Raw genomic sequence first — 13,801 nt, forward strand, 5'->3', positions numbered from 1 at the left:
GATGGGCGGAGCGTTATCGGCCCGGGGGCGAGTGAGGCGCGTTTTTAAGCCCGGCGCGGGGCCCGCCGTCGTGGGGTATTACGCCCCCCGTACTGAGAACCGCCCCCCACGCGACTCTTCCACGGAGGTCCGTGATTCGCGGTCCGGGCTGCCGTGTCGCAGTCGCTCGTCGGGCCAGCGTTCGTAGTCATGTCCTGTTGCAGCGACTGCTCCGGAGGCGTCCCCGAGTCGCACATGGGCAACCGCGCCGCGTCCGGTTCGGATGTCGCAGTCGCAGTCGCTGGCGCACCCGGCCAGGGCCGCCTTACCGGACGGACCAGTTCGCGGGGCGCAGCCGCTGCAACCGTCGTGTCGGTTCGTCACGAACCGACACTGTCGGAGCGCCGCTAGGTGCTCGTTTCCCCCGTTGCCGACATGAGGAGTCGCATGTTCGCACCTGGGCTACCGGGTCGCCCTCGGTCCCGGTGTCGCAGTCGCAGCCGCCGTCGCCGTCGCACCAGGTGGGGCCCGCACTCTGGCCGGACCAGGGTCGGCCGCCACCTTTTGCCGCCTGTCATGTCGGTTCGTCACGAACCGGCACGACAGTCTGTCCCGGGGTTCGCCGGTTAGGTCCTTGGCCATCATCAGCTCGGTCCGGGAATCGCAGCCGCGGTCGCACCGGCCGAGGCTCCACCGGCGGATAAATCTCATCGGTGGCGGTGTTCAGGGGCCGGCCCGTCCCATGTGTGGTGGCCCGTGCTGCTGCTGCGGCGCCTCGCAGGACGCCCCGCTTGCGACCCGGAACTCCTGCGTCGTGCTCCTCGCATCGGGCTGCGACAGCGTGGGAGGCGGGCGCGGTCCGGCGCTCGCCGAGGCTGGCGCGATGCTGGTCTTACCGACTGGTCGCTGCGACCGCTGTGCCGGAAGTGTCGGGGCGGGGCGGGGTCGCAGTCCTGGGAGCGTGGGCCGTGCGACGCGCGACGGGGGCGTCGGTGGCGCTGCGACGGGTCGCAAAGGTACGCCGCGAAGTGTCGCAGTGATGCGAGGGTGGCTTCGCACCCCGCTCGGCCTGCTGTACCGCCGCGCGATGCGACGGCAGTGGTTGGTGCTGTCCTGCTTGCTAGCCCGGGCTGGGCTTGGCGGGTGGTCAGTGCAGCGGGCGATGGTGCCGACACCCTGCGCGGGCCCGTACGAGCGCCACAGGGCGAACGGGCCACCGCGAGCTCGGAGGGCGTCGGGCGAGGGGTCTGGCGCAGGACGTCCTGTCGCGATACCCACCGTGCCCTGGTCCGGCCCACCCAGCCAGCCGGGTCGTTCCACTCGCCGACGTGCTGTGCCACCGCTTCGAGGAGTTCCTGCTCGCATGGGCTCCCGGTGGGCGCGGGAAAACAGATGGCGCACGATCGCCTCCCTCGCACTGACGGCGAGCATGGTGCCGTGCTCCGCCGCGGCGACGGCCCGCAGCCGTTCGACGGTGTCGCTGATCTCCGGCCTGGTGCCCGGGACCGGGCGCCGACGGCGCCGTTGATCCGTGACAGTGTCCCTGGCCGGCACCCTCGTGGCACCCAATAGGATCCCTGCGATCGGATTGATGGACCAACGGGGGGAGCCGTAGTGATCACATGGAAACGGGCACGAGGGTGGAGCGCAATGGGGGCTGCCGCTCTCCTCACGATGGGCGCGACCGGCTGTTCTTCCGGAAGCGGGTCCGGGGCGTCTGCGGGGTCTTCCATCTCCGGCACCTCGGGCAGCACCACGGCCAGCGCGACACCGTCGTTCACCGAAGCGCAGGCCCAGCAGGTCTTCGAGCGGTACGTCAAAGAGAGGCAGTCGGCCACCGAGAAGGGCGATGCCGAGGCACTCGCTCGCGTGGAGGATGGGCAGCTACTCAAGGAGAACCGGGCCACAGCACAGCTGCATCAGGCCAAGGGAACAAAGAACGAACCCATCCATCCGGTCCGCCCGGTGTACCTGATCCCGCAGACAGGCTCCGGAGAGCCGCAGAGCTTCGCCGTCCTGAACAAGACGGAGGGGCAGGAAACGGACCGCAGTTCCACCCTGACCTTCTTCACCCGCGACCGGGCGGGCGGGGAGTGGAAGGCGGTCGTGGCCACCTGGGTGGTGACCGAGGCACCGCCGACGACGGCTCCGACCGATCCCGCCTCCTCGACACCGGCGCCGGGCCAACGCTTCGTGCGGCCGAAGGTAATGCCGGATCTGGCCCGCGGAACATCCGGAGGCGTGGAGCTGTCGCCGACAGCGGAGACGGACACCGGCGTGTGCGGGCGCTACGCCCAGTACCTGAGCTTCACCGTACCGGGCGGGAAACCGGAGAGCGCCGACTTCGAACGAGGCGATTTCACCAACGGCCTGGTGGACTACTTCAACGGATGGGACCAGAAGGTGCTCGAGCGCAGCCTCTCGTTCCGTTCGCTGTCGAACGCGCTGCCGACGTTCAGGCTGAAGGATGGCGGCTCCCTCGTCACCTGCACACTGGAGGGCACGTACCGGGATCGGGGCCGGACGCCGGCCAACTGGATCGCGCCCGGTGACGACACCGACGCGCTGCTGGGACGGGGCCGCAAGTGGTCCAGCATCGAGGAGGTGTGGTCTGTGGAGGCCGTCGTGGCAGTGCCGCAAGGGGGCCGCCCCGCAACGGTGCTCTCCTCGGAGGCGTACGGAGCGACGAAGCTGTCGGTGACGGGTGTGGAGTGGAAGTAGCGGGACCAAATCGAGGGGCGCGGCCTCAGCGGCTGGGCGGCCGCGCCAGCCCGCCGAGGTGCCAGGCCGAAAGCCCGCATCGGGGGTTCAGGCCCTCGGCGTAGGTGAGGTTGTTCGACCGCACCTGGCCATGGTTCCCACTGGTTCATGGGAGCGGTCAGGCCCGGTCATGCGTCTCTGGAGCATGGCGGTGGGCGGGCCAGGGGAGCAGGCCGCGCAGCCTGGCCAGCAGGGTGCCGGCGCTCTCGGGGTCTGCCGCGGCGTTCGGCTTCGTCGTCCATGGGGAGGGTGAAAGGAGGAGCCACTCCTCCCAGGCCTGCGGTCCGGCCAGTGCTCCGGTGGGGATGCCGAGGCGGGCGAGGGCGCCGGGGTAGGCGCGGTCGTAGGCGATGTTGTAGGCGGTGGCAAGTGCGGGCCTGGTGAGCATCCATGGGGCGGGGCAGTGGTCGATGCGCAGGGTGGCGATGGTGGTCTGGCGGTGGACGGTGCCGTGGAGCAGTCCGCGGTAGATGAGTCCCTGCCAGTGCGCGGCGGATTCGATGGGGCCGGTGATCTGGCGGGGCGGGATCAGGGCGGTCTGCCTTGCGAACAGCCAGGGCAGGCCGAGGATCCGGAAGAGGTGGGTGCGGTGTGCTCCTCCGCTGCCCAGGGTGTAGACGGGCCCTTCCGGGCCGTTGATCGTCTCGAGTTCGACCGGGCCCTCGTTGTCGAGGAGGTGGTGGCGCAGGAAGGCCTCGAGGTTGTCGTGCGGCTCGGCGAGGAGTTCTGCGGCAGCGCGGGGGATCCACGAGGAGCCGCGGCCGTAGCCCGAGCGTGAGATCTTGCCCCAGATCGGGTCGCCGGCGTTGACGATCGCTTCGGTGCGGACCCAGCCGCAGCTGGCGGACAGGCACCAGGTCTTCTCGGCGTCGTCCAGGGAGAGTTCGGGGACCTGGCGCGCGGTTTGCCGGAGCTGTTGGGTGGCCTCTTCGACCTGGTCGGCGACGCTCTTGCTGTTCCAGTGGTTGCGCAGGGTGGCGATCGCCTCGGTGAGGTCGGTGATCCGTGCCGGTGCCTCGAAGGCGTCGTCGAGCTCCGCGGTGTCGGGGAAGGGGAAGCGCGGCTTGGTCACGGCGGTTGTCCGGGCGGTGGCGCCGTGTAGGTCAACGAGTGGCTGCTGCACGGTGCCGGGTTCCCAGGGGGCGACGAGTTCGGTCACCGCCTGGGGAGTGGCAGTCCAGCCCACGGCGGCGGTTCCGTCCTCGGTGGTGGCGTGCACGGTGCCGTCGTCCTGGCGGTGCGCGGTCCAGGTTCGGCCTGGGGATGGGCGGGCTGCGGCGCGGCGGGCCATGTCGTCGGCCAGGACGAGTGCTTGGTCCTCCGGGGTGCGGTCTGGGGGCGTGGCCCCCAGGGCTTCCGCGAACGCGATCATGATGCGTTCGGGGTCCCAGCCGTCGTTGTCCTCTTGGACGGGAGTGCTCATGGGCAGGCCCTTCTGCGTGGAGAGGGTCAGTTCCGGTTCGGGCTGGCCGACTGCGCCGTAGGCGTGCTGCGGGTGCGGTCCTGGCGTCGGGATCGGCCGCGTCCTCGGGCGCGTGCGTCTGCTCTTTGAAGCGGCTGGCTCGCGACGGGCGGGGAGCGGGCGGACCGCGGGTGCGAGCGGTTGGCCGACGCGGGGCTTGGTGGTCAGGTCCGGATGGTGATGTGGACGCTGTGCTCCGGGGGGTCCTCGGGGTGGCAGAGGGTCCAAGCGATTCCGCCGGGAGCGGCAACCAGGTAGGGCTGGCGCAGGTCGCCGCAGATCCAGAGGGTGCCGACGCCATCGGTCATGGCGTCCCAGAGTGCGGTGGGGAGGTCGGCTTTTCCCGATCGGACGACGGCTCCGTTCCGCGCGAGGAGATCCACCCGGCACACCGTGGCGCCGGCCCTGGTGCGGGCCCGGAGTTTGTGAACGCTGGCCGGCCAGACTTGCCAGGGGCGGGTGGCGAGGAGTCGCCGCTCGTACTTAAGGCGGGTGTGCTGCTGCCAGATGCCGCCGACGAGGACCACCAGGAAGCCGCCGGTGAAGAGGGCGATTGCGGCGAGCGGGTCGACCCACCGGCCGATGAGGACAAGCAAGCCGGTCACCCCGGCCAGCGCCGCGGCGGCATGGAGCTGACGTCGATCAGGGGCTCGCTCGGCTCGCATCCGGAAGGCCTTCGCGGTGGCGGGGGTCTCCAAGGCGGTCCCGACCAGCACCCTGTGTCCCAGCCGCTCAGCTTCCACTGGTGATCCTCTCCGTGGGCCGGTTCCGCGCGATGCCTGCTGCGGGAAAGTCTTCCAGCCCCTGTGCTCGGACGGGGTCGGTTCTTGGAGGTCGGCGAATCCGGCAGCAGGCCGGACTTGTGCGTACCTCGCGGGCGAGTACGTGGCGGGGGCTCGCATCCGGAAGGCCTTCGCGCGCCAGGATCGCTGGTCGCGGAGCCCGGCGAGCCGGGTGTGGGCGGCACGGTGCTGTTCAGCTTGGTCCTTCCGCGCGGGTGCCCGCTTCAAGTCCGAGGTCGAAGAAAGCGCGGGCGAGCCGGCTGATCTCCCGGCCGACGTGGAGGCTATGCCGGCCGACCGGGTACCAGGTGCCGCAGCCGCACTGTTCCTCGTGCGCCCCCTCGGCGGCCTGCCGGATGTGGCCGACGGGGAAGTGGGAGGAGGCCAGGCTCGCGGCGCGCTGGTCGAAGTCTGCGGAGACGGTCGGCGTCGGGGCGTGCACCGCCTCCACGTAGTGGAGGGTGATCCACTCGCCGTTGTCGGGCGCGCCGGGGTCGTCGTCGGGGACCCACTCCTGGGTGTGCCGGGCGGTGGGCGCGGTGCGGTAGCGGAGCGACACCCCGGTGTGCGGGTTCACGCCCTGGTGCCAGCGGCCGCCGTGGCCGACTGGCAGCATGCACGTGGCGGTCAAGTCGTAGTGGGGGTGACCGCAGTCTCCGGCATCCCGGTTGGTGTCCGGCACGGTTTCTCCTCAGAGTCGATGTCGGGTCAGCGGCCGGAGCGCAGGCGAGCACGGGCCTGGTTCGCATCTTCGGCGTTCGGGCCCTTCTCCGGCGTGGGAGTGGACCGTTGGGAGATCCGCTCGCGGATGCGCACCACGGTGGCCAAACGCTGGTCGAGCACGTACCGCGCGGTCCTGGACGCCGCAGCAGCAGCCTCCCGTTCGGCAGCCTCGCGGGCGTCTTGCAGGGACTCGTACCGGTGCCGCGAGCGCAGCACGGTCTCACGGATCCGGTCGGCCTCTTCGACGACGACCGGGGACGCCGCGAGCCGTTGAAGGGCGCGGGCGCGGTACTCGCCCAGGGCGTGCTGCACGGCCAGGAGTTCGCTGGCAGCGGCGATCTGCTCGTCGGCGGCCCCGTGGCGAGCCGTCCGCCGTGCCTCGCGCAGCTCGCTACGGGTCTCCTCCCAGACCTCACGGACGCTCTCGTACCGACGCAGGTCAGCCCGCGCGGCCAGCTCCACGTTGATGCACTGGCTGATGGCCTCTGCCAGGTTCCGGCCCCGCCGGCAGCTCTCGCACAGCCCGGCCGCCCCAGCGGTTCCGCAGTCGGCACACGGCAGTGCCTGCCGGGTTGCCTCGGCAGCCGCCGCCTCCGCCAGCCGCCTGGGCCGGTCAGCCTCCGCCCGAGCACGGGCCTGCTCCTCCTGCTCCAGAGCCGTGGCCCGACGGGCCTGCTCCAGCACAGTGTGCTCGCGCAGCCGCTGCTCCAGCACCGCGCGGCGCTGCGCCACCGACGCCGAGGGCATCTCCTCGGCGAGCTGGACCGCCAGGCGTTGGCGCAGCGCGCGGGCGTCGACCGCACGGACCTCGCAGGCCTGGCAGCCAGCGCCCGTGTCCAGGCGCACTCCTCCGTCGCACCAGGGCTGCCCGCAGCGCTGGCCACGACGGGGCAGGCCCCGTCGCAGCAGCCAGCCAACCGGGTTGGTGACCCGTGCGGGGCCACCGTGCTCGGCGAGACGCCACTCGAGGCGCTCGGCCAGGACGTTCTGCGCCCCGGCCTGGCCGGTCCACGCTGCGATCCGGTTGAGTTCGTCCCGCACCTCCGCGGCAACAAGGCCTCGGGCGTAGTCGTGGGTGATGCGACGCCACAGGTCGATCGCCGGGGCGAGCGCCAGGTCGAGGCCCTCCGGCAACCGCTGGAACGCGATGGGCGTGCCCTCGGAAGCCCGCTTGCGAGGGCTCGGGGTGGTGCTGGGACGGGAGGTTCGCTGTTCCCCGCGCAGCGGGCGGCGGGACCCCGACGGGGGGACGGAAGGACGCCACCGGAGGCCTCGCGCGCGCGTGTCGCGCGTTACCGACGTAGCCGCTTCGCGGGAACAGCCACCATCTACGGTCAGCGGCATGTTCACAGGATCTTGATCAAGGGAGCCTGTTTGTGTACCGCAAACGGGGGTGGGCGCAGTGATCGAATCGGGGGAGGGCGCTGTCACCGAAACGGGAGGGGTCAAGACCGGTTCCGAGAGCAGATCGAGCTGTCCCGGGCACAGCCACTCGGCCAGGTCGTCCTCGGCGCCGTCATCCGCCGGCGGGCGCCGGACCTGTCGGGGAAGGGGGAAATCGAGCGGCAGTTGGGTCGCAACGCCAGCCACCGGAGCCGGGTGCACCACGTAGATGTAGGCACCGCGGTCCTCACCGACCCGGGAGACCCAGCCCCCGGCCAGCAGGTCCCCCACCGCCGCCCGGGCGGTGTCCTCCTTCATCGAGCAGCCCCGAGCGATCCGGGCCACCGACGTCGCTTCGCCAAGGTGCTGACGCACCGACAGGAAGCAGTACGCCTTGAACCTGCTGCCGGCGAGGTGATCCCGCGCCTGCGAGGACACGCACACCGCCAATGCGTCGTCAGCGATCGGCGTTACCGTGCGGCTCATCGTGCCCGTGCGCGGGTTGAACTCCGAGCTCACGATGCCGGCCGCCTCCGCACGGGCCACCAGCCGGTTGACCGAGCCCCTGGACAAGCCCAGCTGGTCGGCGATCGTCTGGTCCGCGGCGAAGCACGCCCCGGACAGGTAGCCGTAGTCGGCGATCACGGTCACGACCCGCAGCAGCTCCGCGGTCATGGTCCGGATCGCCAGCGCCGCAGCCGGGAACCGGGTGACGAGTGGCCGGCCACTCGGACCGACGGGGGCACCCTCGGTGCCGGAGGCATGCCGCTGCCCCGGAAGCGTCACGGCAGCATCGGGCGCCGGCACAGTCAGCGTCGTCACTGGACCTGCCCGAAGGCGCTGATCCCGTGACCGACCGGGGTGGTGTAGGCGTCGACGAATCGACGGGAGTCCGAAAACAGGCGGTTTTGTCGGCGCACAGGCACGCCGGAGTGGATTTGGGCAGCACGATGCTGCATCATGGCCTTGCCTTTCTGACCAGTGCAGGAGGGAACGCGAAAGCCCCTCGCTGGGCTGGAGCGGTTCCTGGGAAAGAACCGAATGAAGTAGCGAGGTAGACAGGCCCCTGCCAGGGCGGTCTCCTCACCGTGACGATCTGGGCGCACCGGCCTGCCAGCTGGTGACACCCGGGCGGCGCTACCCGCACAGCCCTCCCTGCCAGGAGGAGCATGAGCGAGCAGGGCGCCGCCCCCGAGGGCCTAGGTCATCCCCACCCCCATCGCCGAAGCAACTGCGCAGCGCGGCTGCGGCGACAGCCCGTTCCTTGAGATTCGGAACGAGGCGACTCCCAGGCGGACAGTCCCTCGGACGTCACGCTCATGGGTGAACCCTCCAAGGCAGCTGTGCTGACCTACAAGGGAAGACTGGGACCGGAGCGGCCAACGGGCCGGAAACGGCGAGGCGCCGTACGACATCGGCCGGATGCTGTTGCACCCTTGGGGCCCACTCCAGGTACGCTGATTCACAGCGCTACACCTCCTCCTAGTTAGGTGTTGTCGCTACTGAGTCACCGGAAGCCGCCTCCTACAACGGCTCCTGACTCCTGGCCCCGGGGCCGGCACGACTGGTGGGCTTCCAACCCACATTCACGTCGGCCGTCACGGGGCCTATTCTTTTAGCCCGCCGTCACCGCCCTCGGGGATTCCACCCCCCGATCGCAGTTACGGTCAGCACCTGATCCTAAACCCACGGCGCCCCTCCAACGCCACGGCATTGCCTCAGGTTCCCCCGTGTCTTGCTGTGCCTCAGACGGCGTCCAGCGCGCCGTAGTAGTGGGCCAGCGCGGCCTCGGCGCCGGATGCACCGGCGATCTGGACACGCTGGTTCCTTCGCGATCGAAGGTCGCCAGCTGTCGTGATCCGATGGCGCTGCTCGGCTGGAGGGCAGTACCCGTCGGCTGCAGCAAAGAGACCGGGAAGACTTGCAGCAACGGAACCGACGTTCATAACCACAGTATCGGCGCCCTGATCCGCAGCGTCACCGTTGACCGTGGTGTACGCGACCTCGAAGGGGCCGGTCCCACGGACCGTGACCCGGTCAATTGGCACGAGGAGAACACGCTCGTCCTCGCGGACCTCATCGGCCTTGTAGGCATCCGTCTTCGGGTGAAGGACCGTCAGAGTCCCGCCAAAGTGGGGATGCGTGCGCAGCCAGGTCCCCAACGGGCGGTCAGCCCCTAGCACGACGGTCCTGCCGTCGAGGTCCTCCGACGTGATGCTCCAGATCGGCGGGAGGTCCTCGTTCGCGTCGAGCCAAGGGACGTCGCTTGCCTGTGCAGAGCGGACGCCGGTTGCCACGACCAGGTAGTCACCTGTGAGAACGCGGCCGTCCGCGAGGGCCACCGAGGCGTGATCTTCACTGGCGTCGACCGCTACCGCTTCTCCCTGCACTAGCCTGCACCGGTCCCCAAGGCGGTTCAGATGCCTGATCAGGGACTCGGCGTAGGAGGGCCCGTCGGTCCAGTCGCCCGGCATGTTCGTGAGGTTACCGATTCGCCAGAGTGACCCACCTGGCCGTTCTGATCGGTCGACCACGATGGAGGTCATGCCGAGGCCGGCCGCCTGGATGGCGGCGGAGCAGCCGGCCGGGCCAGCCCCGACGATGAGCAGTTGGGAGTCGGTCATGAGTGGGTACCGTCCTTCCGGAGCCAGTGGTGGACATCGGCGCTGCTCACCAAACGCCCACCGAGATTGCGAGCGGCGAGCTTGAGGGCGATGTCGTGGTACTCGGGGCCGCCCGAGGATGCGCAGGCGTCCGTCACCAACCATGGCGTGATCGAGCGGTGGTAGGCCCCGACCGCCGTGTCGTGGACGCAGCTGTCGGTGTCGATCCCGCAGATCACGATGTCCGTCCAGCCGCGCGTGCGGAAGGCTGCGAGCGCACCGTCGACCTGGAAGAGGTCCGAGGTGGACTTACTGAAACGGGCAGTGGCGCTCTGGGCGAGCGGGACCAGCTCGGGCACCAGCGCCTGCTCGGCGTCGGTGCGCAGCTTTGTCCAGTTGCTGATCGTCTCGTAGGGGCTGCCGGGCGGGTTCGTGAAGGTGGCCACCACCGAGTCCCTGCCTGCGGCCTGCCACGCGGCGAGCAGCTCGGTGATGACCGGGACGACGTGGTTGCTCGACGCGTTGGCGAACCCGACCTGGAGATCCACAACCACCAGAACCGCGGAGGCCGGGGACGGCGCTTCCCACCTGCTCATGCCTCAACCTCTTTCATGGCCGCCCAGACGTCCTTCAGTCGTTGCGGCAGATCGCTGGTGCCTACGACGGCGGCACGCATCGCTCGGTGCTGGGCTGTCTCGGTCGACCGGGCGGAGGTCAGGCGGGAGTGGACAGCTCGCAGGAAGCGCCAGCCGAACTCCTGTGGCATGTGGGGGTCCTGGCCGTTCTCCACGGTTCGATGCAGGTGGAGCGACAGCGCCCACAGGGCCTGGACATCCAGTTCCATGGAGACGACGGCGTCAATGGGCAGGGCCTTCTCGTCGGGCTGGGGGAAGTACGCGACTCCCGACCAGCCGGCGACGCCGCGGGACGCTCCCCCGTGGAAGGAGATCGCCGCGGGGTCTCGCCAGCCCTGGCTGAACCGCTGTTCCTCGACTCCGAGCGCGACAGGGTTTGTCTCGTCGCTCCGGTCGACCAGGATGGACGGGGTCGCCAGCAGGTGAAGGCCAGTTTCGAGTTCGGCCTCGGTCCAGCCGTGCTGGCGGAGCTCGTACACCGACAGGACGTACTCCGGCTCCGGCGCCTGGATGGAGAGGCCGAGCCTCGTTGCCAGGTCGAGTACGGCCTTCTGCGCCCAGTTGCGGTTTTCCGGGTAGGACCGGTACCGCCAGATCGCGAGTTCTGTCACAGAGGCCGGTAGTAGGTCCTGCCTGATGTGGAGGACGCCGATCCCAAACCGGTAGACGTGCAGCCGGGCTCGACGGTCACCGGGGTCAGCGAGCGGATGAGCTCGCTGTTCCATAGCCGCCGGACCGACCGGGCAGCCGTGGCCGGTTCCGAAGAGGCCATCGGCCGCAGCACCGAGCGGCACTGGGATGAACTGGTGTGAGACCAAGGACAGTTGCTGTCCCGGTGCCCTCCGTGTCGTAGCCGGGGACTCCGGCGGTGGTTCGGAGACCCTCTGAAGGAGCATCTCGAAGGTGTTGCGATCAGTGGGTGACAGGAGGGCGACGGCGCTGTCGAGGAGTTGCGCTGTGAGCTTGTTGCACACGACAAGTTCTCCCTTCCTGCGCCAGGTGACGACGGTGGTCCGCGAGACGTCAAGGTGCTCGGCGTAGTCGCGATCAGCCATCCTCAGCACCTGCTGAAGAGCGGATGCTTCTTGCCCCGTCCATCGTTCGACGCGGATGCCCACGATTCCACTCCCTCCCCGACTTGTGCGGCTGCACTTGCCATGACTGGTCCACAACTGGTCCAGGACTGGTCCGCCACTGGTCCAGGAACGGCTGCAATCCCTGGCTGACGCTCACCATGCTTGATCCGCTGCGCAGAAGCCAGAGGTCAGGGAAGGGGAGCCATGAACAGCCATTCAGACGCCGGCGGCGACGGGTACTCGCGTCTCTTGCAGGCCAGCTGTACCCAGTCCCTCGTAGACGATCTCCGTGCCGAGGGCCGGCGCCACAATCCGGCGCAGCTCCGTGGGCTCCCCGGAGGCGGCGAGCAGGATGCGCTCGATCTCCAGCACGTCGCCTTGCTGAATGTTGAGAGCCGCGGCCTCCTCGGCTGTCGCGCGGCGACAGCGGATGCGCTCGCTGGCGGCGCCGACCAGGCCAGCGTCAATGAGCGCCGCGAGCCCGCTCTTGCCGTGCTCGTCTCGGCCACTGCTGGTCTGCAAGCCAGCCTCGTGGGCGACAGCGTCCGGGTACCAGGCGTGCTCGACAGCCAGCACGCGGTCTTCGGCGGCCGTCCGAAACTCGTGGCTGACGACGTTCGGATTGGCTTCGGGCAGGCGGAGTCGGTCCGCGATGTCCTCTCCCGCTCTTCCGAAGGCAGCATGCGTCAGGCGGGTTTGGAGTCCTGGCCCGCCGTCAGTTTGTACCGGGGTCCAGAGCCCGAGGCCTTGGGTCGAAGGAGAGGCGAACCTCACCAGGCGGAGGCGGAAGGTGCGCTGAGGAAGGACTACGAACCCCTTGCCCGGCACGCCCTTGGCCAGGCCGTCCTCTACGAGTTGGGCGTAGGCCCTGGTGACCGTGCTCCGAGAACCGCGGCCAGCATTGACCAGCTCCTGGACGTACGGGAGGACCTCGCCAGGATTGCGCGAGGCGCATTCCTGGACCAGCTCCACGTAGAGCTCCTCCCACTTGTGCGCCACCTGGAGCCTCCATTCGATTCTCGCTGTGCGTGGTCACGTGCACGCCCGTGCGTAGTAGTGAACCACATCGCCAGAAATACCGGTATTGGAGCGACAGGCGCAAGCAATACCGGTATTGCCTTGACGGGAGGCCTGACGCCGTGTCATCGTTATCACGTCGCCAGCCGAGCGGAGTCGCACCCCGAACGGCTGCAACGCACGCCAGTCCCAGCCCAGTTGGCTCCGGATCGCACTCCGGAAACAGCACTGGCGGGCTCCGAGATCGCACTCTCGAAGCCCGCCAGCTGGGGCACACCACACATCCACCTCAATTGCCGTGAGGGAGAGTGATCTGCCGTGACCGCAATCTTGCCGGATCACAGCACGCAGGAGTACATCGGGTCCCCCGATGCAACTCCTCAGGCCGGCGGCGAGCTGCCGCAGGACGACCAGAACAACCCGGTCGACGACCTGATCGACGCCATCGCCGCGTTCAGCGAGGTCGGTGGCAAGCTGGCCATCGAACTCAACCGCGCGCTCTCGCTGCTCGACACCGAGGCCGTCGCCAACAGCTTCCCCACCAATGACGTGCTGGTCTCGGGTGACGTCGTGACGGTGAAGGGCACGGCCGGCCTGGCCACCATCGAGCTGACCGCCATCGCGGCCGCCGACTTGAAGCGGGCGGTCGAAGACCCCGACGCCATGGGCGACTCCCCCGACGAGCAGGCCTGGCAGGCGTGGCTGGGGAGCCGGGTCGAGAGCTGGCGCCCGCTCCAGGCGGACATCGCCGACTGCCGCGAGCGGGCTGCTCGGCTCGCTGCGAAGTCGAGGGGCGGCATCTGATGCGCCTGGTCGAGCACCTCTGCCGGAGCTTCGCCGGCGGCGATCGCAAGGTTCAGTCCGACGACTCGAAGTCGGAGGACGCCCAATGAGCACCGCCCAGGACGAGCAGAGGCGGCAGGCCAACGAGTTCCTCCGCTGGGCCTTGGAGGCCCGGACGCCGAAGACGCCGAAGACGCAGGAGCCCCAGGAGCCTCGCGGGGCGATCTCGGGCGACGGTTCGGTCAGCCCGTCCGGCGAGTAGCCAGCCCCCTTTCGCAGTTCGAATCCCGATTGTTCGGGCATCCCGCCGCCTATCCCTCGGAACCGCTCTGGCATGGCCATGTCATCCGGAGCGGCGCCGGGGGTGGTGCGGCGGGCCCCGCCAGGGCCCACCCCCAGTACGTCCGGCACCCGGAAGTCGCCATCTCGGCGGCCAGGGAAGTGCTCGGTCCTTCACAACTCCACAGAGCCATCGAATTGCCCCGGGGCCGCATGCGTGAAGCCGCCGGGTGCTCCAACCGACTTGTGACGCAAGAACTTTCGGCTCGGGGACGCCTCCCCGTCACCCAGGCGCGCCCGCTCCGGCACCCAGCCGGAC

Annotated in this window: 11 protein-coding genes; 3 read left to right on the plus strand and 8 right to left on the minus strand. The window is 69.6% G+C overall.

Features of this window, described 5'->3' with window-relative positions:
- Positions 1 to 1,629: 1,629 nt before the first annotated feature.
- Positions 1,630 to 2,700, plus strand: coding sequence for a hypothetical protein (locus tag ACFWXO_RS13745; protein WP_380523956.1), 1,071 nt, complete (start codon positions 1,630 to 1,632; stop codon positions 2,698 to 2,700).
- Between the two features lie 157 nt (positions 2,701 to 2,857).
- Here ACFWXO_RS13745 and ACFWXO_RS13750 read toward each other — a convergent pair whose 3' ends face one another.
- From ACFWXO_RS13750 to ACFWXO_RS13785, 8 genes are all read right to left on the minus strand, one after another.
- The gene (locus ACFWXO_RS13750) at positions 2,858 to 4,162 is read right to left on the minus strand and encodes a hypothetical protein (protein ID WP_380523958.1); all 1,305 of its coding nucleotides are present in this window, start codon (positions 4,160 to 4,162) and stop codon (positions 2,858 to 2,860) included.
- 203 nt (positions 4,163 to 4,365) lie between these two features.
- Positions 4,366 to 4,944 carry a hypothetical protein gene (locus ACFWXO_RS13755; RefSeq protein WP_380523960.1) on the minus strand — a complete coding sequence of 193 codons (579 nt, stop codon included), beginning with the start codon at positions 4,942 to 4,944 and terminating at the stop codon, positions 4,366 to 4,368.
- Positions 4,945 to 5,176: 232 nt separating this feature from the next.
- Positions 5,177 to 5,665: a hypothetical protein gene (locus ACFWXO_RS13760; protein ID WP_380523961.1), complete on the minus strand. Its 489-nt coding sequence runs from the start codon at positions 5,663 to 5,665 to the stop codon at positions 5,177 to 5,179.
- Positions 5,666 to 5,691: 26 nt separating this feature from the next.
- Positions 5,692 to 7,764: a hypothetical protein gene (locus ACFWXO_RS13765; RefSeq protein ID WP_380523963.1), complete on the minus strand. Its 2,073-nt coding sequence runs from the start codon at positions 7,762 to 7,764 to the stop codon at positions 5,692 to 5,694.
- A gap of 1,070 nt (positions 7,765 to 8,834) precedes the next feature.
- The gene (locus ACFWXO_RS13770) at positions 8,835 to 9,713 is read right to left on the minus strand and encodes an NAD(P)/FAD-dependent oxidoreductase (protein WP_380523965.1); all 879 of its coding nucleotides are present in this window, start codon (positions 9,711 to 9,713) and stop codon (positions 8,835 to 8,837) included.
- The gene (locus ACFWXO_RS13775) at positions 9,710 to 10,288 is read right to left on the minus strand and encodes an isochorismatase family cysteine hydrolase (RefSeq protein WP_380523967.1); all 579 of its coding nucleotides are present in this window, start codon (positions 10,286 to 10,288) and stop codon (positions 9,710 to 9,712) included. Before ACFWXO_RS13775 ends, ACFWXO_RS13770 begins: the two co-directional genes overlap by 4 nt.
- On the minus strand, positions 10,285 to 11,445 hold the full coding sequence (locus ACFWXO_RS13780; RefSeq protein WP_380523969.1) for an XRE family transcriptional regulator: 1,161 nt from the start codon (positions 11,443 to 11,445) through the stop codon (positions 10,285 to 10,287). The genes ACFWXO_RS13775 and ACFWXO_RS13780 overlap by 4 nt, the downstream gene beginning before the upstream one ends.
- A gap of 174 nt (positions 11,446 to 11,619) precedes the next feature.
- Positions 11,620 to 12,402 carry a UTRA domain-containing protein gene (locus ACFWXO_RS13785; RefSeq protein ID WP_380523971.1) on the minus strand — a complete coding sequence of 261 codons (783 nt, stop codon included), beginning with the start codon at positions 12,400 to 12,402 and terminating at the stop codon, positions 11,620 to 11,622.
- A 336-nt stretch (positions 12,403 to 12,738) separates the two neighbouring features.
- On the opposite strand from ACFWXO_RS13785, the gene ACFWXO_RS13790 reads away from it, so the two are divergent.
- Both ACFWXO_RS13790 and ACFWXO_RS13795 read left to right on the plus strand, forming a co-directional pair.
- Positions 12,739 to 13,224 carry a hypothetical protein gene (locus ACFWXO_RS13790; protein WP_380523972.1) on the plus strand — a complete coding sequence of 162 codons (486 nt, stop codon included), beginning with the start codon at positions 12,739 to 12,741 and terminating at the stop codon, positions 13,222 to 13,224.
- Positions 13,225 to 13,309: 85 nt separating this feature from the next.
- The gene (locus tag ACFWXO_RS13795; protein ID WP_380523974.1) at positions 13,310 to 13,465 is read left to right on the plus strand and encodes a hypothetical protein; all 156 of its coding nucleotides are present in this window, start codon (positions 13,310 to 13,312) and stop codon (positions 13,463 to 13,465) included.
- Positions 13,466 to 13,801: the final 336 nt, after the last annotated feature.

Origin of the sequence: Kitasatospora sp. NPDC059088, assembly GCF_042738155.1 — a bacterium.
Taxonomy (GTDB): domain Bacteria; phylum Actinomycetota; class Actinomycetes; order Streptomycetales; family Streptomycetaceae; genus Kitasatospora.